The 22,356-nt window shown below is 72.3% G+C and carries 20 protein-coding genes; 7 read left to right on the top strand and 13 right to left on the bottom strand.

Annotation, left to right across the window (positions count from 1 at the left end; all coding sequences use genetic code 11):
- The first annotated feature begins 2 nt into the window (after nucleotides 1-2).
- The gene (locus AB9M23_RS10195) at nucleotides 3-1,751 is read left to right on the top strand and encodes a glycosyltransferase family 4 protein (protein ID WP_372424426.1); all 1,749 of its coding nucleotides are present in this window, start codon (nucleotides 3-5) and stop codon (nucleotides 1,749-1,751) included.
- Nucleotides 1,748-2,869 (top strand): glycosyltransferase, encoded by a 1,122-nt coding sequence (locus AB9M23_RS10190; protein ID WP_372424425.1) that lies wholly within the window; start codon nucleotides 1,748-1,750, stop codon nucleotides 2,867-2,869. Before AB9M23_RS10195 ends, AB9M23_RS10190 begins: the two co-directional genes overlap by 4 nt.
- Here AB9M23_RS10190 and AB9M23_RS10185 read toward each other — a convergent pair.
- The 3 genes from AB9M23_RS10185 to AB9M23_RS10175 are packed head-to-tail and all read right to left on the bottom strand — an operon-like array spanning nucleotide 2,829 to nucleotide 5,617.
- The gene (locus tag AB9M23_RS10185; RefSeq protein ID WP_372424424.1) at nucleotides 2,829-4,115 is read right to left on the bottom strand and encodes a TRAP transporter large permease; all 1,287 of its coding nucleotides are present in this window, start codon (nucleotides 4,113-4,115) and stop codon (nucleotides 2,829-2,831) included. The two genes, AB9M23_RS10190 and AB9M23_RS10185, sit on opposite strands and share 41 nt — an antisense overlap.
- A complete protein-coding gene (locus AB9M23_RS10180) occupies nucleotides 4,112-4,624 on the bottom strand; it encodes a TRAP transporter small permease (protein WP_372424423.1) in 513 nt (170 codons plus the stop codon). Before AB9M23_RS10180 ends, AB9M23_RS10185 begins: the two co-directional genes overlap by 4 nt.
- A gap of 12 nt (nucleotides 4,625-4,636) precedes the next feature.
- Nucleotides 4,637-5,617, bottom strand: a complete 981-nt coding sequence (locus AB9M23_RS10175) for a TRAP transporter substrate-binding protein (protein WP_372424422.1) — start codon at nucleotides 5,615-5,617, stop codon at nucleotides 4,637-4,639.
- Between the two features lie 195 nt (nucleotides 5,618-5,812).
- Here AB9M23_RS10175 and AB9M23_RS10170 point away from each other — a divergent pair, with 195 nt between their 5' ends.
- The 3 genes from AB9M23_RS10170 to AB9M23_RS10160 are packed head-to-tail and all read left to right on the top strand — an operon-like array spanning nucleotide 5,813 to nucleotide 8,120.
- A complete protein-coding gene (locus tag AB9M23_RS10170) occupies nucleotides 5,813-6,658 on the top strand; it encodes a 3-oxoadipate:acetyl-CoA acetyltransferase (protein ID WP_372424421.1) in 846 nt (281 codons plus the stop codon).
- Nucleotides 6,655-7,032, top strand: a complete 378-nt coding sequence (locus AB9M23_RS10165) for a TIGR04076 family protein (protein WP_372424420.1) — start codon at nucleotides 6,655-6,657, stop codon at nucleotides 7,030-7,032. The genes AB9M23_RS10170 and AB9M23_RS10165 overlap by 4 nt, the downstream gene beginning before the upstream one ends.
- Nucleotides 7,029-8,120, top strand: a complete 1,092-nt coding sequence (locus AB9M23_RS10160) for an aldo/keto reductase (protein WP_372424419.1) — start codon at nucleotides 7,029-7,031, stop codon at nucleotides 8,118-8,120. Before AB9M23_RS10165 ends, AB9M23_RS10160 begins: the two co-directional genes overlap by 4 nt.
- A 63-nt stretch (nucleotides 8,121-8,183) precedes the next feature.
- Here the strand turns inward: AB9M23_RS10160 and AB9M23_RS10155 are convergent, their stop codons facing one another.
- The 9 genes from AB9M23_RS10155 to AB9M23_RS10115 all read right to left on the bottom strand — a co-directional run bounded on the left by AB9M23_RS10155 (nucleotide 8,184) and on the right by AB9M23_RS10115 (nucleotide 17,947).
- Nucleotides 8,184-9,764 carry an ABC transporter substrate-binding protein gene (locus tag AB9M23_RS10155; protein ID WP_372424418.1) on the bottom strand — a complete coding sequence of 527 codons (1,581 nt, stop codon included), beginning with the start codon at nucleotides 9,762-9,764 and terminating at the stop codon, nucleotides 8,184-8,186.
- A 174-nt stretch (nucleotides 9,765-9,938) separates the two neighbouring features.
- A complete protein-coding gene (locus tag AB9M23_RS10150; RefSeq protein ID WP_372424417.1) occupies nucleotides 9,939-11,045 on the bottom strand; it encodes a M24 family metallopeptidase in 1,107 nt (368 codons plus the stop codon).
- Nucleotides 11,046-11,148: 103 nt separating this feature from the next.
- Complete coding sequence (locus tag AB9M23_RS10145) at nucleotides 11,149-11,895, bottom strand: N-formylglutamate amidohydrolase (protein ID WP_372424416.1); 747 nt, start codon at nucleotides 11,893-11,895, stop codon at nucleotides 11,149-11,151.
- A 20-nt stretch (nucleotides 11,896-11,915) separates the two neighbouring features.
- Nucleotides 11,916-13,238: a type I glutamate--ammonia ligase gene (locus AB9M23_RS10140; RefSeq protein WP_372424415.1), complete on the bottom strand. Its 1,323-nt coding sequence runs from the start codon at nucleotides 13,236-13,238 to the stop codon at nucleotides 11,916-11,918.
- Nucleotides 13,231-13,869, bottom strand: a complete 639-nt coding sequence (locus tag AB9M23_RS10135; protein ID WP_372424414.1) for a cysteine hydrolase family protein — start codon at nucleotides 13,867-13,869, stop codon at nucleotides 13,231-13,233. Before AB9M23_RS10135 ends, AB9M23_RS10140 begins: the two co-directional genes overlap by 8 nt.
- Nucleotides 13,866-14,693, bottom strand: coding sequence for an ABC transporter permease (locus AB9M23_RS10130; protein ID WP_372424413.1), 828 nt, complete (start codon nucleotides 14,691-14,693; stop codon nucleotides 13,866-13,868). The genes AB9M23_RS10135 and AB9M23_RS10130 overlap by 4 nt, the downstream gene beginning before the upstream one ends.
- Nucleotides 14,690-15,568, bottom strand: coding sequence for an ABC transporter permease (locus AB9M23_RS10125; RefSeq protein ID WP_372424412.1), 879 nt, complete (start codon nucleotides 15,566-15,568; stop codon nucleotides 14,690-14,692). Before AB9M23_RS10125 ends, AB9M23_RS10130 begins: the two co-directional genes overlap by 4 nt.
- 4 nt (nucleotides 15,569-15,572) lie before the next feature.
- A complete protein-coding gene (locus AB9M23_RS10120) occupies nucleotides 15,573-16,712 on the bottom strand; it encodes an ABC transporter ATP-binding protein (RefSeq protein ID WP_372424411.1) in 1,140 nt (379 codons plus the stop codon).
- A gap of 23 nt (nucleotides 16,713-16,735) precedes the next feature.
- Nucleotides 16,736-17,947, bottom strand: a complete 1,212-nt coding sequence (locus AB9M23_RS10115) for a spermidine/putrescine ABC transporter substrate-binding protein (RefSeq protein ID WP_372424410.1) — start codon at nucleotides 17,945-17,947, stop codon at nucleotides 16,736-16,738.
- Nucleotides 17,948-18,261: 314 nt separating this feature from the next.
- Between AB9M23_RS10115 and AB9M23_RS10110 the strand changes: the two genes are divergently transcribed.
- Nucleotides 18,262-19,734, top strand: a complete 1,473-nt coding sequence (locus tag AB9M23_RS10110; RefSeq protein WP_372424409.1) for an NAD-dependent succinate-semialdehyde dehydrogenase — start codon at nucleotides 18,262-18,264, stop codon at nucleotides 19,732-19,734.
- 50 nt (nucleotides 19,735-19,784) lie between these two features.
- Nucleotides 19,785-20,612: an IclR family transcriptional regulator domain-containing protein gene (locus AB9M23_RS10105; RefSeq protein WP_372424408.1), complete on the top strand. Its 828-nt coding sequence runs from the start codon at nucleotides 19,785-19,787 to the stop codon at nucleotides 20,610-20,612.
- A 6-nt stretch (nucleotides 20,613-20,618) separates the two neighbouring features.
- On the opposite strand, the gene AB9M23_RS10100 is transcribed toward AB9M23_RS10105, so the two are convergent.
- Nucleotides 20,619-22,352 (bottom strand): FAD-dependent oxidoreductase, encoded by a 1,734-nt coding sequence (locus AB9M23_RS10100; RefSeq protein ID WP_372424407.1) that lies wholly within the window; start codon nucleotides 22,350-22,352, stop codon nucleotides 20,619-20,621.
- Nucleotides 22,353-22,356: the final 4 nt, after the last annotated feature.

Genomic DNA, 22,356 nt, shown 5'->3' with positions numbered 1-22,356 from the left:
CCGTGGCGCTCGCCTCGCCCACCCCGCAGCCTTCCGACCTCGGGAGCGATCCCGCCGCCGGGTGCGCCATCCTCTACGTGCCGGAGGCCTACGAGGGCGACAAGGCGAACGTCGTCGGCCGCCAGTCCGCCGGCGCCGGCTTCCTCGACGCCCTCGCCCGCTACGGCGGCGCGGCGCAGCTGTCCTGTCTCGCCGAGGACCCGCAGGTGTTCGAGGCCTTCCGGCGGCGCGTCTCCGGCCATGCCGACGCCGCGCGCGCACGCTGGGTCCGGCCCTTCGACGCCGCCGCGCTGGAGGAGGTCGGCAGCGTGTTCCTGCCCGGCCCCATCATCTCGGAAGGCGCCTGGATGCGCCGCTTCGTCGGCGAGCGGCGCTACAGCCTGTGCGGGATCACGCACTCGGTCGCGACGGAGCGGGTGATCCGCTCGATCCGCGACCTCGTCGTCGCGCCGACCCAGCCCTGGGACGCGCTGATCTGCACCTCGGACTGCGCGCGGCAGGCGATCCGCCACGTCCTCGACGGCTGGCGCGACTATCTCGGCGCCCGCGGCTTCATCGTGCCCGACACGCCCGTGCGCTTCCCCGTGATCCCGCTCGGCGTCCATCTCGACCGCTTCGCCCGCACGGCCGAGCGCGAGGCGGCGGGACGGGGCCTTCGCGCCGAGCTCGGGATCGCCGAGGACGCCGTCGTCGCGCTCGGCTTCGGGCGCCTCGACCACCGCTCGAAGGCGCATCCGGTGCCGCTGTTTCGCGCGATCGAGCTCGCGGCCCGCCGGGCCGGGGAGGAGGCCGACCTGCATCTCGTCCTCGTCGGGCAGTTCGCCGACGAGGAGGCCGAGCGGAACTTCCGCGCCGCGAGCCGGCTGTTCTGCCCCTCCGTTCCCGTGCACTGGATCGACGGGCGCGAGACGCCGCGCGCCGACGCGAGCTGGGCCGCCGCCGACCTGTTCGTCTCGCTGCCCGACAACGTCCAGGAGACGTTCGGCCTGACGCCGGTGGAGGCGATGGCGGCGGGGCTGCCCTGCGTCGTCGCCGACTGGAACGGCTATCGCGAGACGGTGGTCGAGGGGCAGACGGGCTTTCGCGTGCCGACCCTGATGGCGCCCGCCGGGGCGGGGATCGACATGGCCGACGAGCACGCGCGCGCGAGCTTCGACCACTTCGCCCACATCGCCTTCGCGGCGCAGTGCATCGCCGTCGACGTCGACGCCGCCGCGCACGCCATCGCGCGGCTCGCGGGGAACGCGGACCTGCGCCGCACGATGGGCGCCGCCGGGCGTCGGCGGGCCGAGTCCGTCTACGACTGGCGTCGCGTGGTGCGGCTCTACGAGGATCTCTGGGCGGAGCTCGCCGCCCTGCGCGCCGAGGCGCCGGTCCTCGGCGGGCGCGCGCCCGAGCGCACGACCGTGCATCCGGACTTTCCGGACCTGTTCGCGATGTTCGCGGGCCACCCCACCCGCGCGCTGACGCCCGAATCGCGGGTGACCCTCGCCGATCCCGACCCGCGCTTCGCCCTCGCCGGGCTGCGCCGGCTGCCGATCGCGACGCTCGCGCGCCCGATCCTGCTCGACGACTTCCAGATCGACCGCCTCGTGGCCCGCCTGGAGAGCGGTGCCGCGAGCGTCGACGCGCTGCTCGAGACGCTGCCGCGGGCGAGCCGCGCAGCGGGGCTGCGCAGCCTCGCCTGGCTCGCCAAGTACGGCGTCGTCGCCATCGGCGTCGAGGCGCCCGACGAAGGCCTCGGGTGGTGAGCGGCGAGGGAGCCGGCCCCGTCTCGGTCTGCTACCGGGTCGGCCGCTACCGCAGCCATCGCCGGGCCGGAGCGGAGGCGCGCGCCGCGCTCGCCGCCGCCGGGGTGCGCCTCGTCGCCGAGCCCGAGGCGGCCGACGTCGTCGTGCTGCACGACGAGCCGTGGTCCTACCCCACTTGGGCGCGGGCGCTGCCCGGCATCGCCGGTCGGCCCGTCGTCGGCTACGCCGTGTGGGAGCCCGACCGCCTGCCCGAGCAGATGCTGCGCTGGCTCGGGATGGTGGACGAGATCTGGACGGCGTCGCGCTTCTGCCGCGACGTCCTCGCGACGGCCGGGCGGCCGGTGCGGGTCGTGCCGCACGTGGTCGCCCCGCCCGAGGCGACGGAGCGGGAGGCCGCCGCTCTGTCACGACGGCTCGGCCTGGCGCCGGGGCGCTTCGTGTTCTACCTCGTCGGCCGGCTGGAGCCCCGCAAGAACGTCGAGGCCGCGATCGCCGCCTTCGCGGCCGCGTTCCCCGACGGCGCGCCCGCCTTCGTGGTCAAGACCCCGACGCCGCTGCCGCCCGCGCTGGCGGCGCTGCCGGGGATCGTGCCCTGGCACGGCCCGGCGAGCGACGCCGAGATCGCCGCGCTGCATCGGCTCGGCGACTGCTGCGTGAGCGCCCATCGCGCGGAGGGCTGGGGGCTGTGCCTGAGCGACGCGATGGCCGCGGGAAACGTCGTCGTCGCCACGGGCTACGGCGGCAACATGGACTACATGGACGCGGGTTGCGCGCTGCCGGTGCCCTTCGCGCGCGTGCCGATCTCCGACCCGCAGACCCGCGAGCGCTTCGGCTTCGCGACGCGGGAGCCGCCCGCGTCCTGGGCCGAGGTCGACGTCGGCACCCTCGCCGCCACGCTGCGCGACGTGCGTCGTCGTCACGGCGACGCCCCGGGGCCGCTCGAGGCGCTGCGCGCCCGCGGGCGCGCGAGCGTCGCGCGCTTCACGCCCGAGGCGATCGGCGCGGCGATGCGCCTGCATCTCGAGGACCTGCTCGCGCGGCGGGTCGCGGCGTCGGGCGGGGCGGACGATCGCCCGGTCAGTCCAGGAACCCCGCGAGGCGCGGCAGCCCGAGGCTGAGCGCCGGGAACGCGCTCAGCGCCGCGAGCGCGAGCGTGAGCGCGAGCCAGGGCATGAAGGCGCGGCGGGCCACCGCGACGAAGGGGCGCCCGGCCACCATCGCCGTGACGAAGAGCGTCGCCCCGAAGGGCGGCGTGATCAGGCCGACGGCGCAGTTGAAGACGATGATCACCGCCATCTGATGCGGATCGATGCCGAAGGCGCCGCCGAGCGTCGTCAGGACCGACCCGAGGAGCAGGATCAGGGCGATGCCTTCCACGAACATGCCGAGCAGCATCAGAACCACGTTGATCGCGACGAGGAAGGCGAGCTTCGTCGTCAGCACGCTCCCGAGCCAGGCGGCGAGCCGGTCGATGTCGCCGCTCGTCGCCGCGAGCCAGTTGAGGATGTTCGCGGTCGCGACGAGGAGCAGGAGGCCGGCGGAGAACGTCGCCGCGCGCACGAAGATCGCCGGGAGCATCCGCGGCTTCAACTCGCGATGGACGAGCATGCCCACCGCCATGGCGTAGACGACGGCGCTGCCCGCTGCCTCCGTGGGCGTCATGATCCCGCCGATGATGCCGCCCAGGATGAGCACCGCCATGCCGATGGCCGGGATCGCGGAGACGAAGGTGGTCCGGACGCGGGCCGCCGAGAACGGCTCCACGACCGCCGCCAGCTCAGGCTTGCCGCGCGCGTGCCGCCAGGCGACGAGCAGCAGGAGGACGCAGGCGAGGAGCCCGGGCACCACGCCGGCGAGGAAGAGGGCGCCGACCGAGAGGTTGTTCTGCACCGCGATGATCACCAGCATCAGGCTCGGCGGGATGATCTGCGCGAGCGTCGCGGAGCCGGCGATGAGTGCCGCGGCGAAGTCGATGTCGTAGTTGCGCTTGCGCAGCTCCGCCTGCAGCACCGTCGTGACCGCGGCGGCGTCGGCGCTGCCGGAGCCCGACATCGCCGCGAGCGCCGTCGCGGCGACGACCGCGACCATGAGCAGCCCGCCGCGCACCCAGCCGACGAGCGCGCTGGCGAGGTCGACGATCCGCCGCGACAGGCCGCCGGCCTCCATCAACAGCCCCGAGAGCACGAAGAACGGGATCGCGAGGAGGGTGAAGTTGTTGATGCCGGTGTAGAACCGGTGCGCGACGACCACGATCGGCACGTCGACGAAGAAGAGCACGTACAGCGCCGCGACCGAGCCGATGGCCAGCACGATGGGCACGCCGAGCGCCATCAGGACGATGAAGGCGAGGGCGACGGCGATCATCGCGGAGGCTCCCCGTCGTTTCGCCCGGCACGATCGAGCCCCGGCGCGAGGCAGCGCACCGCCAGCTCGATCCAGAAGTAGGCGACGCCGATCGGGATCGAGACGTAGATCCACCACATCGCGATCCGCAGCGTCGGCGCGCGTTGGCGTGTCCCGAGCTCGAGCAGCGAGAGGCTCCCCCAGAAGAGCATGCCGAGGAACACCGATCCGGCGAGGAGGACGAGGAGCCGGCGCGCCCGCTCCAGCGCTGGCGAGAGCCGCGAGCCGACGAGGTCCACCGTGAACAGGGCGTCCGCGCGGCAGGCGAGGCCCGCACCGAGCAGCACGAGCCACACCTGCGCGAAGGTGGAGATCTCCACGGCGTCCGCGATGGGGAAGGGCAGGAGGTAGCGACCGACGACCTGGACCGTGATCGCGAGGACCATGATCGCGAGGCAGGCGACGGTCGCCGCCTGCAGCAGGCGACGGAGCACCCCGAGGGCGCGCAGGGCGACCGATCCGACGCTCACGATCGTGCCGGATCAGCGCGCCGCACGGATCTCGTCGAGCCACGTGCGCTCGAAGTCGCTCTTCAGGAACTCCGCGTAGACGCCGTCGACGGCCTCCTGGAAGGGCTCGCGCGGCGGCGTCGTGACGGTCACGCCCTGCGCCTGGAGCGTGTCGAGCAGGCGCGCGTCGCTCTCCTTCCAGCCGTCGATCTGGGCGCGGCCGACCTCGCGGCCGACCTCCTGGAAGATCGCCTTGTCCTCGTCGGACAGAGCCTGGAAGGCCGCCTCGGACATGACGATGGGGTTCGAGTAGAACAGCCAGCTCACCTGGGCCCAGTAGGGCGCCACCTCGTAGAAACGGGCGGTGTAGTAGTTGGTGTTGGCCGCATCGCCCCCGTCGACGACGCCGGTCTGTAGCGCGCCGTAGACCTCGGGGTAGGCGATCGCCGTGGCGTTCGCGCCGAAGGCGGTGAAGGTCGCGACGTGGACGGGGTTCTGCACGGTGCGGATCTTCGCGCCCGCGAGGTCGGCCATGCTCTCCACCGGGAACTTCGTCATGATGTGCCGCGGGCCCGACGTCATCACGCCGAGCACCCGCACGCCGCTCTGCGCGGCCACCTCGACGAGCGCCTCGAAGAACGGGCCGTCGAGGACGGCTTCGTAGTGGTCGAAGTCGCTGAACAGGAACGGCATGTTCAGGAGGTTCATCTCGGGGACGAGGTTGGCGAGCACGGCCGCGGAGGGCGGCGCCACGTCGATCGTGCCGAGCTGGATGCCCTCGACCACCTCGAGCTCACCGCCGAGCTGCGAGTTCTCGAAGATCTGCACATTGTAGCGCCCGTCGGTCTCTTCCGCGATGCGGTCCGCGAACATCTGTGCGGCGACATGGTTCGGGTCGTCGATGGCGGAGAAGTGTGCGAAGCGGAGCGTCTCCTGCGCGGCGACCGGCCCAGCCACGACGCCGAACACTATGCTGGCGATACCGAACGCGCAGCGCACAGGGATCTGTTTCATGGCTCGGGGCTCCCATTCTCTCCGGTGTACCACGGTTCGCGGCCGACCGATGAGGCACGGAAAGCGAGCAGCGAGCAAGAGCCGTTTTGCGAATTTTTGTGCGCACAAACCCATGTCTTTCGTGGCAGATACGGGCCGGGACTCCGGCGGCCGCGACCGACGGGGGACGAAAGCGCAGGAAAGGAGCTCCTCGCGGTGAAACCCTGCATCATCTGCGTCGCGATCACCGGCTCGCTGCCGCGCAAGCGCGACAACCCCGCCGTCCCGATCACGGTCTCGGAGCAGGTCGAGTCGACCCACGCGGCGTTCGAGGCCGGCGCGTCCATCGTCCACGCTCACGTGCGCAACGACGACGAGACGCCTTCCTCCGATCCGGAGAAGTTCGCCCGCCTGAAGGAGGGCGTCGAGCGGCACTGCCCGGGGATGATCGTGCAGTTCTCCACCGGCGGGCGCTCGGGCGCGGGCAGGGCGCGCGGAGGCATGCTGGGCCTGCGTCCCGACATGGCTTCGCTCTCGGTCGGCTCGAACAACTTCCCGACCCGCGTCTACGAGAACCCGCCCGACCTGGTGGACTGGCTCGCCGCCGAGATGCGGACCCACGGGATCAAGCCGGAGGTCGAGGCCTTCGACCTCTCGCACATCCACCAGGCGGTCGCGATGAACCGCGACGGCCGCATCCCCGGCCGCCTCTACGTGCAGTTCGTCATGGGCGTGAAGAACGCCATGCCCGCCGACGAGGACGTGTTCGACTACTACGTGCGCACCGTGGAGCGCCTCGCGCCTGACGCCGAGTGGTGCGCGGCCGGCATCGGCCCGCACCAGATCACGTTGAACGCGTGGGCCGTCGCCGCGGGCGGGCACGCCCGCACCGGACTCGAGGACAACGTGCGCCTCGACCGTACGACCCTCGCGCCGTCGAACGCCGCGCTCGTGAGACGGGTGGTCGCGCTCTGCGAGCGTCACGGCAGGCCCGTCGCGACGCCGGCGCAGGCGAGGGCGATGCTGGACCTGCGCCCCGCGCCGGCGGAGATCGGATCATGAGCGAGGACGAGAAGGGCTTCTGGCTCTGGGACCTGCGGGTCGAGACCGTGCTCGGCGACCGCGCGCCGGTCTGCCGCCACGTCGAGGGCGAGAGCTTCCGGGTCGTCGGCGAGACGCTCGTCTTCGAGCCGGGGCAGGCGGTGTCGATGTACGCGCTCGCGGCGCTCATCCCGCTCCTGCCGGCGAAGCAGCGCGCGACCGACGCGCACGACTGGATGACCACCGACGCCGAGATCGCCTGCCCCGATCCGCATTGCGGCGGGCGCTTCCGTATCCACCGCGAGGGACGGCGCTGGTTCTCGCACGCCGGGACGACGGGCCTGCCCGCGGCGCGCGGCGTCGCCTGGTGGCGCGAGGAGGACGAGGGACGATGACGACACCGACGGTCGAGACCGCACCGCTCGCGGGCGCGCACGCCATCTCGCGCGTGATCAAGGGCGGCTGGCAGCTCGCCGGCGATCACGGCCCGGTCGACCCCACCGAGGCCGTCGCGCACATGGAGGCCTTCCTCGACGCGGGGATCACCACGTTCGACTGCGCCGACATCTATCGCGGCGTGGAGGAGATGATCGGCACCTTCATCGCCGACGTGCGTCGCCGGCGGGGACGGGAGGCGGCGGACCGGGTCGTCGTGCACACCAAGCTCGTCCCCGACCTCGGCCGGCTCGCCGACATCCGCCCGCACGAGATCGAGGCGATCGTCGATCGCTCGCTGGCCCGCCTGCGCCTCGAGCGGCTGCATCTCGTCCAGTTCTTCTGGTGGGACCTCGGCGTCGGCGACCCCGGGGCGGCGCTCCAGGTGCTGGAGGCCTGCCGCCGCAAGGGCAAGGTCGGGGCGATCGGCGTCACCAACTGGGACAGGGGCCCGATCGCACGCTTCCGCGAGGCGGGCGCCGAGATCGTGTCCGCGCAGGTGCAGTACTCGCTGCTCGATCGCCGGCCCGCCGGCGGTCTCGCCGATTGGGCGCGGGCGCACGACGTCGCACTCCTGTGCTACGGCACGCTCGCCGGCGGCTTCATGACGGACGCGTGGCTCGGGCGGCCGGATCCCGGCTTCGCGCACGAGAACCGCTCGCTCGTCAAGTACCGCCTGATCATCGACGAGTTCGGTCCCTGGGACCTGTTCCAGGAGCTGCTCGCCACGCTGCGCACAATCGCCGATCGGCACGGGGTGTCGATCGCGTCGGTGGCGACCCGCTGGGTGCTCGACCAGCCGGGCGTCGCCGCCGCCATCGTCGGCGCACGCTACGCCCGCCACCTGCCCCGCACGCTGGACGTGTTCGGCTTCCGCCTCGACGAGGGCGACCGGCGCGCCGTCGACGCGGTGCTCGAGCAGGCGCGCGGGCCGTCCGGCCCGGTCTACGGGCTGGAGAGCGACCGTGCCGGCCGCCACGGGCGCATCATGAAGTACAACCTCAACACCAACGCGAGCGACGCGGTGCACGGGGCGCGCACCCCCTGAACGGAAGGCGCCGCGCTCTTGGAGCGCGGCGCCGTACCGGCCGAAATCGACCGTCGCGTCGTCTCAGTTCACGGCGAAGTACTTGATCCGCGCCTGGTTGTCCGGGTCGACGTCGATCTCGTAATTGTCCTTGATCGCCCAGTTGAGCACCTGATGATGGATCGGGATGTAGACCACGTCCTCCTTCACCATCTCCCACATGTCGGCGATCATCCCGTCGCGCTTCGCGATGTCGATCTCCTGGGCGATGCCCTGGATCATGGCGTCGAGCTCGGGATTGGAGTAGCGGGTGTTGTTCCAGCTGCCGTAGGCTTCGGTGCGGGTGTGATAGAGGAAGTTGAAGATGTACTCGGAATCGTAGCTCGGCACGCCCCAGCCCAGCATGTAGAAGTCGCTCTCGAGGCCATTCACCATCGGGAAGAACTGCGACTTCGGCATGGCCTGCAGCCGCGCCTCGACGCCGATCTGCGCCAGCATGCCGACGACGCCCTGGCAGATCGCCTCGTCGTTGATGTAGCGGTCGTTGGGGCAGTCGAGCTGGACCTCGAAGCCGTCCGGCCAGCCGGCCTCCGCGAGGAGCGCCTTCGCGGCCTCGCGGTCGGGAGCGGGATAGGCGTTGAGCGCCTCGCTCCAGCCGGAGACGAAGGCGGGCATGATCACGCCGGCGGGCAGCGACTGGCCGCGCATGACGACACGCTGGATCGCCTCGCGATCGATCGCCATGCTCATCGCCCGGCGCACGCGCACGTCCGCCATCGGGTTCTCGCCGCCGCCGCGCTCGAGCGTGTCGGCCACGTTGACCCCGAAGAAGACCGAGCGGTTCTCCGCGCCGGTGGCGACCGTGAGGCCCGGGACCTGGCGCACGCGCTCGATGTCCTGCACCGGCACGTCCTGCACGAAGTCGAGCTCGCCCGAGATCAGCGCCGCGACGCGCGTGGCGGGATTGGCGACCGGCGTGAAGACGATCTCCTCGACGTCCACGGGGAAGGTCTCGAGACCCCAGTAGTCGTCGTTGCGACGCATCACGGTGCGGGTGTCGAGCTCGCGCGAGACGAGCCGGTAGGGCCCGGTGCCGTTCACGTTGACGGCCGCGAAGGTGACCTCGCCGGCGGCGACGTCCTGCGGCGTCACGGCGTCGTTCGCGCGCACCCAATCCTCGTCCATCATCAGGATGCTGACGAGCGCCGTCGGCAGGATGGGGTTGGGTCCCTTGGTGACGATCTCGACCTGGTGCGGACCCGTGGCGCGGACCTCTTCGACGGAGGCGATCAGGCCGCGCATCTGGCTCTGCGGCGACATCGCACGCGCGAAGGAGAATACCACGTCCTCCGAATCGAAGGTCGCGCCGTCGTGGAAGGTGACGCCCTCGCGCAGGTCGAACACCCACACGTTCGGCTCGCCCTCCTTCACCCGCCAGGCGGTGGCGAGCGTCGGCTCCAGCTCACCCGTGGGGGCGCGCGAGACGAGGGGCTCCATCATCTGCGACTGCAGCATGATGGTGACGCCCTCGTTCTGGGCGTGAGGATCGAGGGTCATGGCGTCGCCGGCGAGGCCCCAGCGCAGGGTCTCGGCGCTCGCCGCGGTGGAGAGCAGCGCGAGCGCCGTCCCCACGAGGAGTGTGCGCCTCAGGAATGCTTGCTTCAAGATCGTTCCCCTTCTCGGCTCGCCGGCTCTCCCGGCCCCATGGGCCGCGCGGCCGGCTTCGTGCCGCGGATCCCATGCGATCTGCGAACACTTGTGCGCATCAGCTAAGCAGCCGGGCGCGCGCTTGCCAACCGGGATTTCGCGCACGCCGGGCCGCGAAGGCGCGCCCCGGCCTCAGCCGATCCGGCGCACCGCGCGCGGCAGGGCCGAGAGGACCCGCGGGCCGTCCTCCTCCAGCACGACGATGTCCTCGAGCCGAATCCCGAATCGCCCCGGAAGGTAGATCCCGGGCTCGATCGAGAACACCATGCCGGGTTCCAGGATCGTCTCGGACGTGGCCGTGAGATAGGGCGGCTCGTGCACCTCGAGCCCGAGCCCGTGCCCCGTGCGGTGGACGAAGAACTCTCCGTAGCCCGCCTTCTCGATGACGCCGCGGGCGGCGGCGTCGACCGCCTTGGCCGCCACGCCGGGACGTGCCGCGGCCATGGCCGCCAGGACCGCCTCCTCGACGATCGCGTGCACCTCCGCATAGCCCTGCGGGCCGTCGCCGAGGATCGCCATGCGGGTCATGTCGCTGGCGAAATGGGCGAGCGGGCCGCCGAGATCGATCACGACGGCGTCGCCCTCGCGCAGCGCGCGGTCGCCTGTGGAATGGTGCGGAAAGGCGCCGTTGGGACCGCCCGCCACGAGCGTGAAAGACCCGGAGACGCCGTTGCGGGCGAATTCATCGCGGATGGCCGCCGCGACCGCGCGCTCGCTCATGCCGGGGCGCATGGCGTCGAGCCCCGCCAGCAGGGCCGCGTCCGCGACGGCCGCGGAGCGGCGCAGGGCCGCGATCTCGTCGGCGTCCTTGATCGCGCGCAGGGCGCCGACGGTCTCGCTCGCGAAGCCGCAATCGAGTGAGCCCAGCGCCCGCAGGAGCGCGAGGGCGGCGTCGGCGCGCGCCGTCTCGTCGAGGGAGAGACGGTCGCCCGGCCCCGCACCGCAGGCGTCGAGCGCCTCGGCGAGGGCGCGGCCCGGTCCGTCCTCGTCCTTCCAGGTGAAGCACGGCAGGTCCGCGTGCGCGCGCATGTCCTCGGCGTTCACCGAGGGGACCACGACCGCCGCCGCCTCGCGGCCGACGAGGACGAAGGTCGCGCGCTCGTCGGGATGGGGGTGCCAGCCGAGCAGCCAGTGCATGTGCGCGCCCGGCGCGAGCGCGACGAGGTCCACGTCGCGCGCCGCCATCGTCTCGCGCAGGCGGGCGATGCGCGCGTCGGCCGAGTGGGTGCCGTGGGGCATGGGTCGGTCTCGCTCTTCGGTGGCATCAGGGTGATTCGTGCGCCATGCGTACACGGGTGCGCGGCAGGTGGGAATCCGTAGGGGCGCCGTGCCCGCCTTGCGATCAGCGCACGCTGTGCAGGAGCGCTCGCGCGACGCGGTCCGCCCAGGTCTCCACGCCCGCGGGCTCGCCGACGAGGTCGTTGCGGATCTCGAGCAGGACCGCGTCGAGCCCGCGGGCGTCCCCGTGGACGGGGATCGTGTAGTCGGCGCCGTCGATGCGGTAGGGCTCGTTGGCCGCGATGGTCTCGCTCGGGCCGCCGAGCGCCGCCAGCAGCCGCTCGCCGAAGGCGACGGCGCGCCCGTAGAGCACGCCCGCGTGCCAGGGCCGCACGAAGCCGTCGAAGACCGGCGTGAACGTGTGCACGCCCACGACCGTGCTGCGGATGCCGCGGGCGGCGCGGGCGTCGAAGAGGGCGGCGGCCGCCTCCTGGAAGGGCGTGAAGATCCCGGCGATGCGGCGGGCCCGCTCCGCCTCCGACACGTTCTCGTTGCCCGGGATGCGCGTCGTCTCCGAGACGGTCGGCATCAGCGTCGGCGAGGAGAGCGGGCGGTTGCAGTCGACGAGCAGGCGCGAGTAGCCGCCGAGCACGAGGGGCGCGTCGAGCCGGCGCGACAGGCCCCGTGCGAGGTCGGCGGCGCCGATGTCCCAGGCGATGTGGCGCGAGAGGTCGGGCTCCTCGAGGCCGAGACCGCCGTAGGCCGCGGGGATGAAGCGCGACACGTGCTCGCACAGGAGGACGACCGGCGAGGCGCCGTCGGCGTTCTCCACCGTGACCGGCGGCGGATCGCGGAAGAGGGTGTCGTCCATGCCGTCGCTCGTTCCCCGCTCTAGTAGATCGCGGCGTAGCGCGCGCAGAGCGCGTCGTCCAGAGCCTCGCCGGCGAGCGCGAGTTCGGCGCGCTTCATGCCGAGATAGGTCTCGAGCGCGGCGGGCGGCAGGAAGGCGGAGGCGACCGGATCGGCCTCGAGCGCGGCGAGGGCCTCGCGGAGAGACCCCGGCAGGCGCGCGAGCCCGAGGCGCGCGCGCTCCCCCTCGTCGAGCGTCAGCGGGTCGGCGTCGACGATCGGCGGCGTCGGCAGCCCGCCTCGCAGGCCCTCGACGCCGGCCCGGACGAGCATGGCGAGCGCGAGATGCGGGCAGGCGCAGGCGTCGGCGGCGCGGTACTCGACGTTGAACTGCCGCGCCGGGTCGCGCCCGCCCATGGTCGTGGTGGGGCAGATGCGCAGGGTCGCCTCGCGGTCTGCGTCTCCGAGCCAGGTCCAGGCCGCGCTCCAGTGGTGCGGCGACAGGCGCAGGTAGGAGATCGGCGCCGGGGCGGTGAGCGCGACGAGGGCCGGCGCCCGGCGGAGGATTCCGGCGAGGAAGGCGCCCATCGGCGCGGATAGGCGCCCCTCCCGGGCGGGATCGAAGCTCGCCGGCCGCCCGTCGGGATGGACGAGGCTCATGTGCACGTGCACGCCGTTGCCGACGCCGTCCACCTCCGTCTTCGGCGCGAAGCTCGCCCGGTACCCCGAGCGCAGCGCCACCTCCCGCACGATCTCGCGGGTCGCCACCGCGCGATCGGCGGCGACGAGGGCGTCGGCCGGTGCGCTCGTGATCTCGATCTGGTCGCGGCCGTACTCGGCGATGATCGTCTCCGGCGCGATGCCGGCCTCGTCCAGGCACGCGGCGAGGACGGGGCCGAGCGGGTCGGCGCGGCGCAGCGCGAAGAGGCCGAAGGCCGGCGCGGGCGCGAAGCCCGCGTCGAGGATCTGGAACTCGTGCTCGAAGGCGCACACGAGCCGAAGCCCGCTCACGGCCTCGAGATCGGCCAGCGCCGCCTTCAGCAGGCCGCGCGCGCAGGGCGGCCATGGGGCGCCGTCGAGCGCCACGATGTCCGCCATGACGCAGTCGAAGGGAGTCGTCGCGCCGGGGATCGCCGTGCGGTAGCGCGCCTGCGGATCGGCCTTCAGGCGCAAATCGCCGCGCGAGCCCCACGGGTTCGGGTCCGCGATCACGTCGAAGGGCGTGAGCGAGAGGTTCGCCGGCACCCAGCCGGTCGAGGCGCGATCCGGATCGGCCTCGTAGGTCGCGGTCGGGATCGCGCGGCCGCGGGTGATGCCGGCGTAGTCGGTCGTGAGGAGCGCGGTGAGGGGCATCGGTTCAGGCATCGCGCAGGGCCTCCAGCCGGGCGAGGGCGGTGCGCGTGTCGGCGATCCAGCAATAGCCGCCGAAGGCCGCCAGCGCAGCCGCGTGGCGGGCGTCCGTATAGGTGGCGCAGGCGTCGCTCACGCAGGTGACGAGGTAGCCGCGATCGGCTGCGTCGCGCACCGCCATGTCGACGCACTGGTCCGTGACGATGCCGGCGACGATCAGCGTGCGGATGCCGAGGTTGCGCAGGACGTAGTCGATGTTGGTGGAATTGAAGACGCCCGACGACGTCTTCGGCAGCACGATCTCGTTCGTCACCGGCGCGAGCGCGTCGATGATCGCGCCCTCTGGCGCCGAGCGCGGCACGACGATGCCCGAGAGCTTGTGGTCGAGCGAGCAGTCGCGCCCGTCCTCGGTCAGCGCCTGGATGATCGTGTGCAGCACCTGCACGCCCGCCGCCCGCGCGGCCGCCAGCATAGCGACCTGGTTGGGGACCACCCGCTCGGCCAGCGCGCGGTAGAACGGGTGGTCGGCGCCGCGCTCGGGATGCGCTGGGTCGAGGCCGGGCTCGGCGAAGATCCGCTGCATGTCGACGAGGAGGAGGGCGGTCGTGGCGCGCTCCCAGGGTGCGTCGCGGCCGAGTGCGGTCATGAGGTCGCTCGTGTGGCTGGCGAGGAGGCGGCGCGGCGCCACAGCCCGCGGGCGAGGAGGAACGCCGCGACGGCCAGCGCGCTCGCGCCGACGGAGAGGACGGCGATCGCCGGGACCTGCGGGGAGTAGTTCGTCGCCATGCGCGAATAGAGCCATTCCGGCAGCGTCGTGTCCGCCCCCGTCGTGTACATCGACAGCGGCAGGTTCGACCACGACAGCAGGAAGGCGAAGAGCGCGCCCGAGACGATGCCCGGCGCGATCGCCGGCAGGGTCACCTCGCGGAACGCCTGGAGCCGCGTCGCGCCGAGATCGTACGCCGCCTCCTCCTGCGCCGGGTCGAAGCCGTAGAGGCGGATCGAGATCACCAGCGTCGCGATCGGCACGACCCAGACGAGATGGGCGAAGACGGCGGTGCGCCAATCCGGCACGATGCCTGCGGCCGAGAGCGCGACGAGGAGCGCGAGCCCGAGCACCGGTTGCGGGAAGAAGATCGGCAGGAGCAGCGCGCGCTGGTAGAGGCGCCGCCCCCGCCAGCGGAAGCGGGCGAAGGCGAGCGCGCCCGGCACCGCGAGCGCGACGGCGAGGATGGCGACGAGGAGGGCGATCTTCAGCGAGGTGGCGTGCAGGTCCGCCGTCGTGTACTGCCCGATCGCCTCGCGATAGGCGTCGATCGTCCAGACGCGGTGGGGAAAGATCATGTAGCGGGTGTTCGCGAGCGAGGCGAGCACCACGCTCACGATCGGCAGGTACAGGAGCACCACGACCAGCGCGGTGAACGCCCGGCGCAGGGTCTCGCCCTCGCGTGTGGGATCGCCGGCGCTCATCGCCGCAGGAGCCTGTCGAGGTCGATGCGTGCGAGCACCGGGAACACCACGGCGGCCGTGATGGCGGCCACCAGGATCGTCAGCGCCGAGCCGAGCGGCCAGTCCTGGGCGTAGCTGAAGCGCTGGTCGATGGACTTCGTGATCACCGCCACCGATTGGCCCCCGAGGACGTTCGCCTCGGTGTTGGCGCCGAAGGCGAGGACGAAGACGAGCAGCCCGCCGATCAGGAGGCCGGGCATGGCGTTCGGCAGCTCGACCTCGCGCAGCACCTGCCATCCCGAGGCGCCGAGATCGCGCGCCGCGTCCACCTGATCGCGCGGGACCTGCGCGAGGCCGAGGATCATCGGGAAGAGCGCGAAGGGCAGGTAGACGTAGACGAGCCCGACGAGCGTCGCGGTCTTTGTGTAGAGGATCGAGCCGATCTGGATACCGAAGAGGGCGTTCACGCTGCCCGCGAGGATGCCGCCGCGCGGCATCAGGAACAGCGACGTGCCGAACAGGCGCACGCTCTCCGAGACGAAGATCGGCAGCGCCACGAGGATCGTCACCGTCAGCGCGAAGGCGCTGCCGCGGCGCGCGAGCACCTTCGCCATGGGCCAGGACACGAGGAGGCAGATCGCGGTCGTCGCCGCCGCGAAGGCGAGCGACCAGCCGAGCGGGACGACGTAGCCGTCGCGTACCGCCGTCACGTAGTTCGCGCCGGTGAGGCCGGCGTCCAGCCCGAACGTCCGCTCGGGCATCAGGCTCAGCCAGGCGACGAGGACGAGGGGGACGAGGAAGCCGACCACGAGCAGCGCGGCGACGGGCGCCATCGCGATTGGGCCCGCACGCGAGCGGTCCTGCGAGCGATCGTTGGAGTGATCCTGCGACGCCATCGCCTCACTCCGTCACGAAGCGGCAATCGGCGAAGGCGAGGCCGAGCCGCACCCGCGCGCCGGGCCCCGGCGCCGCCGCATCGGCCGGGATCTCGCCGAACACGGTCGGGCGCTCGCGAGCGGATTCACCTGCGCCGTCCGGCCGCAGATGGATCTGCTTGCGCGAGCCGAGCACGAACTCGTCGACGATCGTGCCGGCGATCGTCGCCGGCGCCGCGCCGCCCTCGCGCAGGAGCGCGAGCTTCTCGGGCCGCGCGACGAGGAAGCCCTCGGGTGCGGGGATCGTCTCGCTGGGAAAGGCGAGGCCGAGCTCGGGGAGCGTGACGGCGCCCGCCTCGCGCACCGCGCGCCAGACGTTCACCTCGCCCATGAACTCCGCGACGAACCGGCTCGTCGGCCGGTCGTAGATCTCGAGCGGCGGGGCGACCTGCACGATCCGCCCCGCGCGCATGAGCGCGACTCGGTCGCTCATCACCATCGCCTCCTCGAGCGCGTGGGTGATGTAGACGAAGGTCTTGCCCGTGCGCCGGTGCAGCTCCTTGATCTCGACCTGGAGCAGCTTGCGCAGGCGGTTGTCGATGGCCGAGAGCGGCTCGTCGAAGAACAGGATCTCGGGGTCGGAAGCGAGCGCGCGGGCGAGCGCCACGCGCTGGCGCTCGCCGCCGGAGCATTGCGTCACCGGCTTGTCGATGTAGGCGGCCGGCAGGTGCACGACGTCGAGGAGCGCGCGCGCGCGCTCCATGCGCTCGAGCCGCGCGACGCCGCGCATCTTCAGCGCGAAGGCGATGTTGTCGCCCACGCTCATGTGGTCGAACAGCGCGAGCGACTGGAAGACCATGGCAGTGGGCCGCGCGTTGGCCGGCACGTCGTTGACGCGCCGGCCGCGCAGGAGGATGTCGCCCGCGCTCGGCCGGTCGAGGCCCGCGAGCATGCGCAGGAGCGTCGACTTCCCCGATCCGGAGGGACCGACGATGGTGAAGAACTCGCCCTCGCGGATCTCGAGGTCGACCGCGTCGACCGCGCGGCTTCCCCCGAAGACGCGGGTGACGCCGACGAGCGAGAGCGCCGGCTCGCCGCCGTCGGCGGTCCGCGCCGCGGACGCCGACGTCGCCGGCGCGACGCCCGGACCGGATCGATCGGACATCCCAGGCCCTCTCCCGCGCGCCGTCACGAGCGGGCGCGCATCGCCCTGGTGTAGAGGTCGTAGAGCGCATCGTACTGGGGCACGATGTCGAACTCCACGGCGTTGGCGATGCGCTCGTCGAACTCGTCCCATTGCAGGGCGTCGAGCTCCTCGGACCCGTAGCGCGAGAACAGCTCCGGCTGGGACATCTGCGAGACCGGCTGGAGGTTGCCGTTGCCGTGCGAGACGATCCAGGCCGCGTCCGGCGTCGTGATCCACTCCAGATAGTCGAGGATCCGCGGGTGCGGATCGGGATTGTTCACGGCCGAGTTCAGCTCGATCCAGTTGATGCCGCCCTTGCCGTCCGCCGGGCCGCGGGCGGGCGTGATGGCGTAGAGGTTCGAGAGGCCCTCGAGTCGCGCCGAGGAGGTCGTGTAGGTGCCGCCGGTGAAGTAGAGGTCGATCTCGCCGTTGAGGATGGCGAGGTTGAGCTGCACGAAATCGGTGGTGACGAGCTTGGCGTTGCGGCACCACGCCATCGCCACCTCGCCGAACTTCTCGATGTCGGCCGCGGTCTTCTCCGCGAACGGATGGATGCCCGCGCCCATGCAGATGTCCATGACGTTCCAGTCCTCGTAGGCGAGGATGCCGTAGCGCCCGGCGAAATCCGGATTGTTGAAGAGGTCCCAGCCCTCGTCCTTGGCGAGCTGCGGCGAGATCACGTCCGAGTTCACCACGAAGTCGAAGGTCTCGTAGCGCTGCACGACGCCGAGCAGGTGCTCGCCGTCCTTGCTCATGGCCCACTTGTAGGGCGGCGCGAACTTCTCCTTCATCTGGCCGTAGAGCGGCTCGAACCGGTCCTTCGGCAGGTCGCGAATCAGCTGGTCGGGCCACATCTGCTCGCGCGCCCAGGGGTTGTTGAGGTTGACGAAGTCCCAGACCCGTGTCTCGCCCGCGCGCAGGCGGTTGACCGAGGTCGGGTCGGAGATGTGGATCTCGGAGCGGATGTCGCCGCCGGTCTCCCGCTTCCACAGGTCGACGAGGCGCGGATCGGTGTAGGGATCCCAGGTGAGAAGGCTCAGTGGCCGCTCCTGGGCGAAGGCGCGCGAGCCTCCGGTCGCGGCCAGAGCGCCCGCGGCGGCGATCGAGCCCATCAGCGCGCGGCGCGTCAAGCCGGCGCTGCGAAGCCCCATGTCGCGCAGGGGGTTGGAGGCGGCCTGGCGGCGCAGCCGGTTCTCGAAGCTCGTCGAACCCATCGTCGTCTCCTCTGCGATGCCGTCCGCGATCGGCTCCGGCCACGGTGCAAGGCGCCGATACGCGAGATCTCTCGCGAACCATGCTGCGCAAACACGAGCACATTTCAAGCGGTTTTTCGCACGAATGTGCGAATCATTGGGGGTAAGGCCCCGGCCGCACGCGCAGGGCCTCCACCGTCCGGGCCGATTTCTCCGCGCCATGTCCAGGAGCGACCGGTTCTCCGCTTCCGACCGATGGACTTCGGGTGGGAGCGCTGGATAAATCCGCACGCTTGTGCGATATACGAACATCATCAACGGGGAGACCAACACCCATGGACATGGCCGCCGATCTCGTCACGCACTCCGACCTCGTCAGGACGGGCCTCCACATAGACGGCGCCTGGCGGCCCGCGTCCGACGCCGCGACCTTCGCCGTGACGAACCCCTCGACCGGGGCCGTGGTCGCCGAGGTCGCGAGCGCAACGGTCGCGGACACCCGCGCCGCGATCGCCGCCGCGGAGGCGGCGCTCCCCGGCTGGCGGGCGACCACCGCCAAGGCGCGCGCCGCGATCCTGCGGCGTTGGTACGACCTCGTCGTCGCGCGTGCCGACGAGCTCGCCGCCATCCTCACCGCCGAGCAGGGCAAGCCGCTGGCGGAGGCCAAGGGCGAGATCCTCTACGGAGCGGCGTTCATCGAGTGGTTCGCCGAGGAGGGCAAGCGCGTCTACGGCGACACGATCCCCACCAACGATCCGGATCGGCGCCTCTTCGCGCTCAAGCAGCCGGTGGGCGTGTGCGCCGCCATCACGCCGTGGAACTTCCCGATGGCGATGATCCCGCGCAAGGCCGGCCCGGCGCTTGCCGCGGGCTGCACCATGGTGCTCAAGCCCGCCAGCGCCACCCCGCTGTCGGCGCTGGCGCTCGCCGCGCTCGCCGTCGAGGCCGGGCTGCCCAACGGCGTCTTCAACGTCGTGCCGGGCAAGGCGCGGGTCGTCGGCGACGAACTCGCCACGAACCCCGCCGTGCGCAAGCTGACCTTCACGGGCTCCACCGAGGTGGGCAAGGACCTGATGCGCACCTGCGCGGGCACGATGAAGAAGCTCTCGCTGGAGCTCGGCGGCAACGCGCCGCTGATCGTCTTCGACGACGCGGATCTCGAGCGCGCCGTCGCGGGCGCGATCGCCTCGAAGTTCCGCAACACCGGCCAGACCTGCGTGTGCGCCAACCGTATCCTCGTGCAGGACGGGGTCTACGACGCCTTCGTCGCGCGATTCGCCGAGGCGGTCGCCGCGATGAAGGTGGGCGACGGGTTCGAGGCGGGCGTCGAGCTCGGGCCGCTGATCGACGAGGCCGCGGTCGCGAAGGTGGAGGCACACGTCGCCGACGCGCTCGCCGGCGGGGCGCGGGTCGTCACCGGCGGCCGCAGGCACGCGCGCGGCGGAACGTTCTACGAGCCGACCGTGATGGCGGACGTCACCCCCGCGATGCGGGTCGCGCGCGAGGAGACGTTCGGGCCGCTCGCGCCGGTCTTCCGCTTCACGACGGAGGACGAGGCGATCACGCTCGCCAACGCGACCGAGTTCGGCCTCGCCGCCTACTACTTCACACGCGACCTCGGTCGCGCGTGGCGTGTGGGCGAGGCGCTCGACTTCGGCGTGATCGGGCTGAACACCGGTCTGTTCTCGTACGAGGGTGCGCCCTTCGGAGGGTTGAAGGAGTCCGGCACGGGACGGGAAGGCTCCAAATACGGCATTGAAGATTTCCTCGAGGTGAAATACCTGTGCGCCGCGGGCATCGGCGCCTGATGCATCTCGCCGTTGCCCGTCGAGGCAGCGGCCCGAACCGAGGACCACCCATGGCCAACGACGATCTGCGGGACGAGGACCGCACCGACGTGCTCCCGGACGCCGTCGCCGAGGCGGGCAACGAGGATCGCGACTACGTGACCTCGCTCGCCCGCGGGCTCGAGGTCATCCGCGCGTTCAACCGCGCGAAGTCGCGCATGACGCTGAGCGAGGTGGCGGAGCGCACCGCGATGACGCGCGCCGCCGTTCGCCGCTTCCTGCTCACGCTGGTGCGCGAGGGCTACGCCGAGACGGACGGCAAGTACTTCCGCCTGCGCCCGAAGGTGCTCGAGCTCGGCTTCTCGCTCCTGTCCTCGATGGACATCACCGAGATCATGCAGCCGGTCGTCGACGAGCTGGCGCAGCGCCTGCAGGAATCGGTGTTCGTCGCCGTGCTCGACGACGACGCGGTGCGCTACGTGGCCCGCGCCACGTCGCAGCGCGTCGTCAGCATCGGCATCAACCTCGGCAGCCGGGCGCCGGCGCACGCGGTCTCGACCGGCCGCGTGCTCCTCGCCGGGCTCCCCGAGGACAAGCTGAACGCCTATCTCGATGGTGCGGTGCTCGAGAAGATCACCCCCCACACCGTGACCTCGAAGGTCCAACTCGCGAGCCTGATCGACGAGACGCGCCGGCAGGGCTGGGCGATCGTCGACCAGGAGCTGGAGGTGGGCCTGCGCTCGATCTCCGCGCCGATCAAGAACCGCGCCGGCGAGGTGGTCGCGGCGCTCAACGTCTGCTGCCCGAGCGTGCGGCTGACGACGAAGGAGATGCAGGCGCAGGTCCTGCCGGAGCTGCTCGACGCGGCCTCGCGGATCTCGCTGATGATGCTGCGGTGAGGCCGGTCAGGCGCCCTCGCGGGCCTCCTCCGGCACGCCCTCGGGCTCGCCGGCGAGTTCCGCGATCGACACCGGCTTGAAGGGCACGCGCGGCGCGAAGAACGACAGCTCGCCGAGCGGCTCGTTCGTCGCGCGCGCGACGCGCTCCGCGACGAGCGGCGCGCAGTAGCGGCCCTGGCAGCGGCCCATGCCCGCGCGGGTACGCCGCTTGACGTCGCCGATGGACGCGCTTCCGGCGGCGATCGCCGCATCGACCTCCCCCGCGCTCACCTCCTCGCAGCGGCACAGATGCGTGTCGGCCTCCGGCAGCCCGCCGGACGGGAGCGGCGCGCGGTAGAGATCCCAAAGGGCGCCCTGGAAGGCGCGGTGGCGTGCGAGGCGCCCGCGGGCGGCGGCGCCGGCGTCGTCGGGCGCCGCGTAGCCGAGCTCCCGCGCCGCGGCGAGGCCGGCGAGGGTCCCCTCCTCGCGGGCGGCGGGCGCGCCGCCCAATCCGCAGCAATCGCCGACCGCGAAGAGATTCGGGACCGTCGTGCGGCAATCGCGGTCGCGCTCGGTGACGAGCATGTGCCGCGCGCCGTCCCAGGCATGGCTGGCGCCGAGCGTGCGCGCGATCTCGTTCGCGGGCAGGAAGCCGTGGTTGACGCACACGATGTCCACGGCGTCGTGCACGATCCGCGCGCCGGTCTCGAGCGCGTCGAGCGGCGCGGAGGTGGCGACGAGCCCGTTCGGGCCGCGCGCGATCGCGGTGAGGACCCGCCCGTTCAGGATCGGCACGCCGAGCCGGCGCGCGGCGAGGACGTAGGAGAGCCCGTCGCGCACGAGGCGCGGGTCGGCCATGGCCATCCGCGCGAGCGCCGGCAGCCGCGACAGGCCGGGCGCGGGCGCGGCCTCCACCACGCCGACGACCCGCGCGCCGGCGCGGGCGAGCTCGATCGCGACCTGCAGGTTCAAGGGTCCGTTGCCGGCGACGAGGATGCGCGCGCCGGCCACGACCTCGTAGCTGCGCAGCAGCGTCTGCGCCGCGCCGGTCGTCATCACCCCCGGAAGCGTCCAGCCCGGTACGGGAAAGGCGCGCTCGTAGGCGCCGGCGGCGACGATCAGCTTGCGCGGGCGCACCAGGAGCGGGCCGTCGGGCGTGGTGCAGGCGAGCTCCAGCGGCTCGAAGGCGCCCCAGACCAGCACCTCGGAGAGGATCGTCACGCCGGCGTCGAGCGCCCGGCGGATCAGCGCCCGCCCGGCCTCGGCCTGCGCATCGGGCGCCGGCTCGTCGAGTCCGGCGAGGGCGTCGGCGCGCTGCTTGTAGTACTGCCCGCCGGCCTTCGGGCGCTCGTCGAGGACGAGGACCTCGGCACCCGCTTCCGCGGCGGCGATCGCGGCGCAGAGCCCGCCGGCGCCGGCGCCGACGACGCAGACCGCCGGCGTGCGCTCGGCGAGGTGAGCGGGCGCCGAGGCGGCGGGGGCCCGGGTCGTGTCCGCTAGGGCCGATTGTCGGCGCACGTCGTGCGCGCCCGTCACCTTCGTCATGCAGGCGCGCTGGTTGGCGCGGCCGTCGACGGTGACGAGGCAGTCCTGGCACACGCCCATGCCGCAATGGATGCCGCGCTCGGCGCCCGTCCTGGTCTCGCGGAACGCGACGATTCCGGCCCGGGCGAGGGCGGCGGCGATCGTCTCGCCCCGTCGCGCGGGGACGGGCGCGCCCTCGAAGGTGATGGCGCCGTCTTCGAGGGGGGCTCGGGTCATCGCT

The sequence above is a fragment of the Salinarimonas chemoclinalis genome (genome assembly GCF_041514305.1).
GTDB classification, from domain to species: domain Bacteria; phylum Pseudomonadota; class Alphaproteobacteria; order Rhizobiales; family Beijerinckiaceae; genus Salinarimonas; species Salinarimonas chemoclinalis.
The sequence above is the reverse complement of the archived record's forward strand: the minus strand, read 5'-3'. Positions and strand labels throughout refer to the sequence as shown.

Coding starts and splice junctions, on each gene's coding strand:
- AB9M23_RS10185 (WP_372424424.1), bottom strand. CDS start 4,115: ATGATCGCCGTCGCCCTCGCCTTCATCGTCCTGATGGCGCTCGGCGTG.
- AB9M23_RS10175 (WP_372424422.1), bottom strand. CDS start 5,617: ATGAAACAGATCCCTGTGCGCTGCGCGTTCGGTATCGCCAGCATAGTG.
- AB9M23_RS10165 (WP_372424420.1), top strand. CDS start 6,655: ATGAGCGAGGACGAGAAGGGCTTCTGGCTCTGGGACCTGCGGGTCGAG.
- AB9M23_RS10160 (WP_372424419.1), top strand. CDS start 7,029: ATGACGACACCGACGGTCGAGACCGCACCGCTCGCGGGCGCGCACGCC.
- AB9M23_RS10150 (WP_372424417.1), bottom strand. CDS start 11,045: ATGCCCCACGGCACCCACTCGGCCGACGCGCGCATCGCCCGCCTGCGC.
- AB9M23_RS10145 (WP_372424416.1), bottom strand. CDS start 11,895: ATGGACGACACCCTCTTCCGCGATCCGCCGCCGGTCACGGTGGAGAAC.
- AB9M23_RS10140 (WP_372424415.1), bottom strand. CDS start 13,238: ATGCCTGAACCGATGCCCCTCACCGCGCTCCTCACGACCGACTACGCC.
- AB9M23_RS10135 (WP_372424414.1), bottom strand. CDS start 13,869: ATGACCGCACTCGGCCGCGACGCACCCTGGGAGCGCGCCACGACCGCC.
- AB9M23_RS10130 (WP_372424413.1), bottom strand. CDS start 14,693: ATGAGCGCCGGCGATCCCACACGCGAGGGCGAGACCCTGCGCCGGGCG.
- AB9M23_RS10125 (WP_372424412.1), bottom strand. CDS start 15,568: ATGGCGTCGCAGGATCACTCCAACGATCGCTCGCAGGACCGCTCGCGT.
- AB9M23_RS10120 (WP_372424411.1), bottom strand. CDS start 16,712: ATGTCCGATCGATCCGGTCCGGGCGTCGCGCCGGCGACGTCGGCGTCC.
- AB9M23_RS10115 (WP_372424410.1), bottom strand. CDS start 17,947: ATGGGTTCGACGAGCTTCGAGAACCGGCTGCGCCGCCAGGCCGCCTCC.
- AB9M23_RS10110 (WP_372424409.1), top strand. CDS start 18,262: ATGGACATGGCCGCCGATCTCGTCACGCACTCCGACCTCGTCAGGACG.
- AB9M23_RS10105 (WP_372424408.1), top strand. CDS start 19,785: ATGGCCAACGACGATCTGCGGGACGAGGACCGCACCGACGTGCTCCCG.
- AB9M23_RS10100 (WP_372424407.1), bottom strand. CDS start 22,352: ATGACCCGAGCCCCCCTCGAAGACGGCGCCATCACCTTCGAGGGCGCG.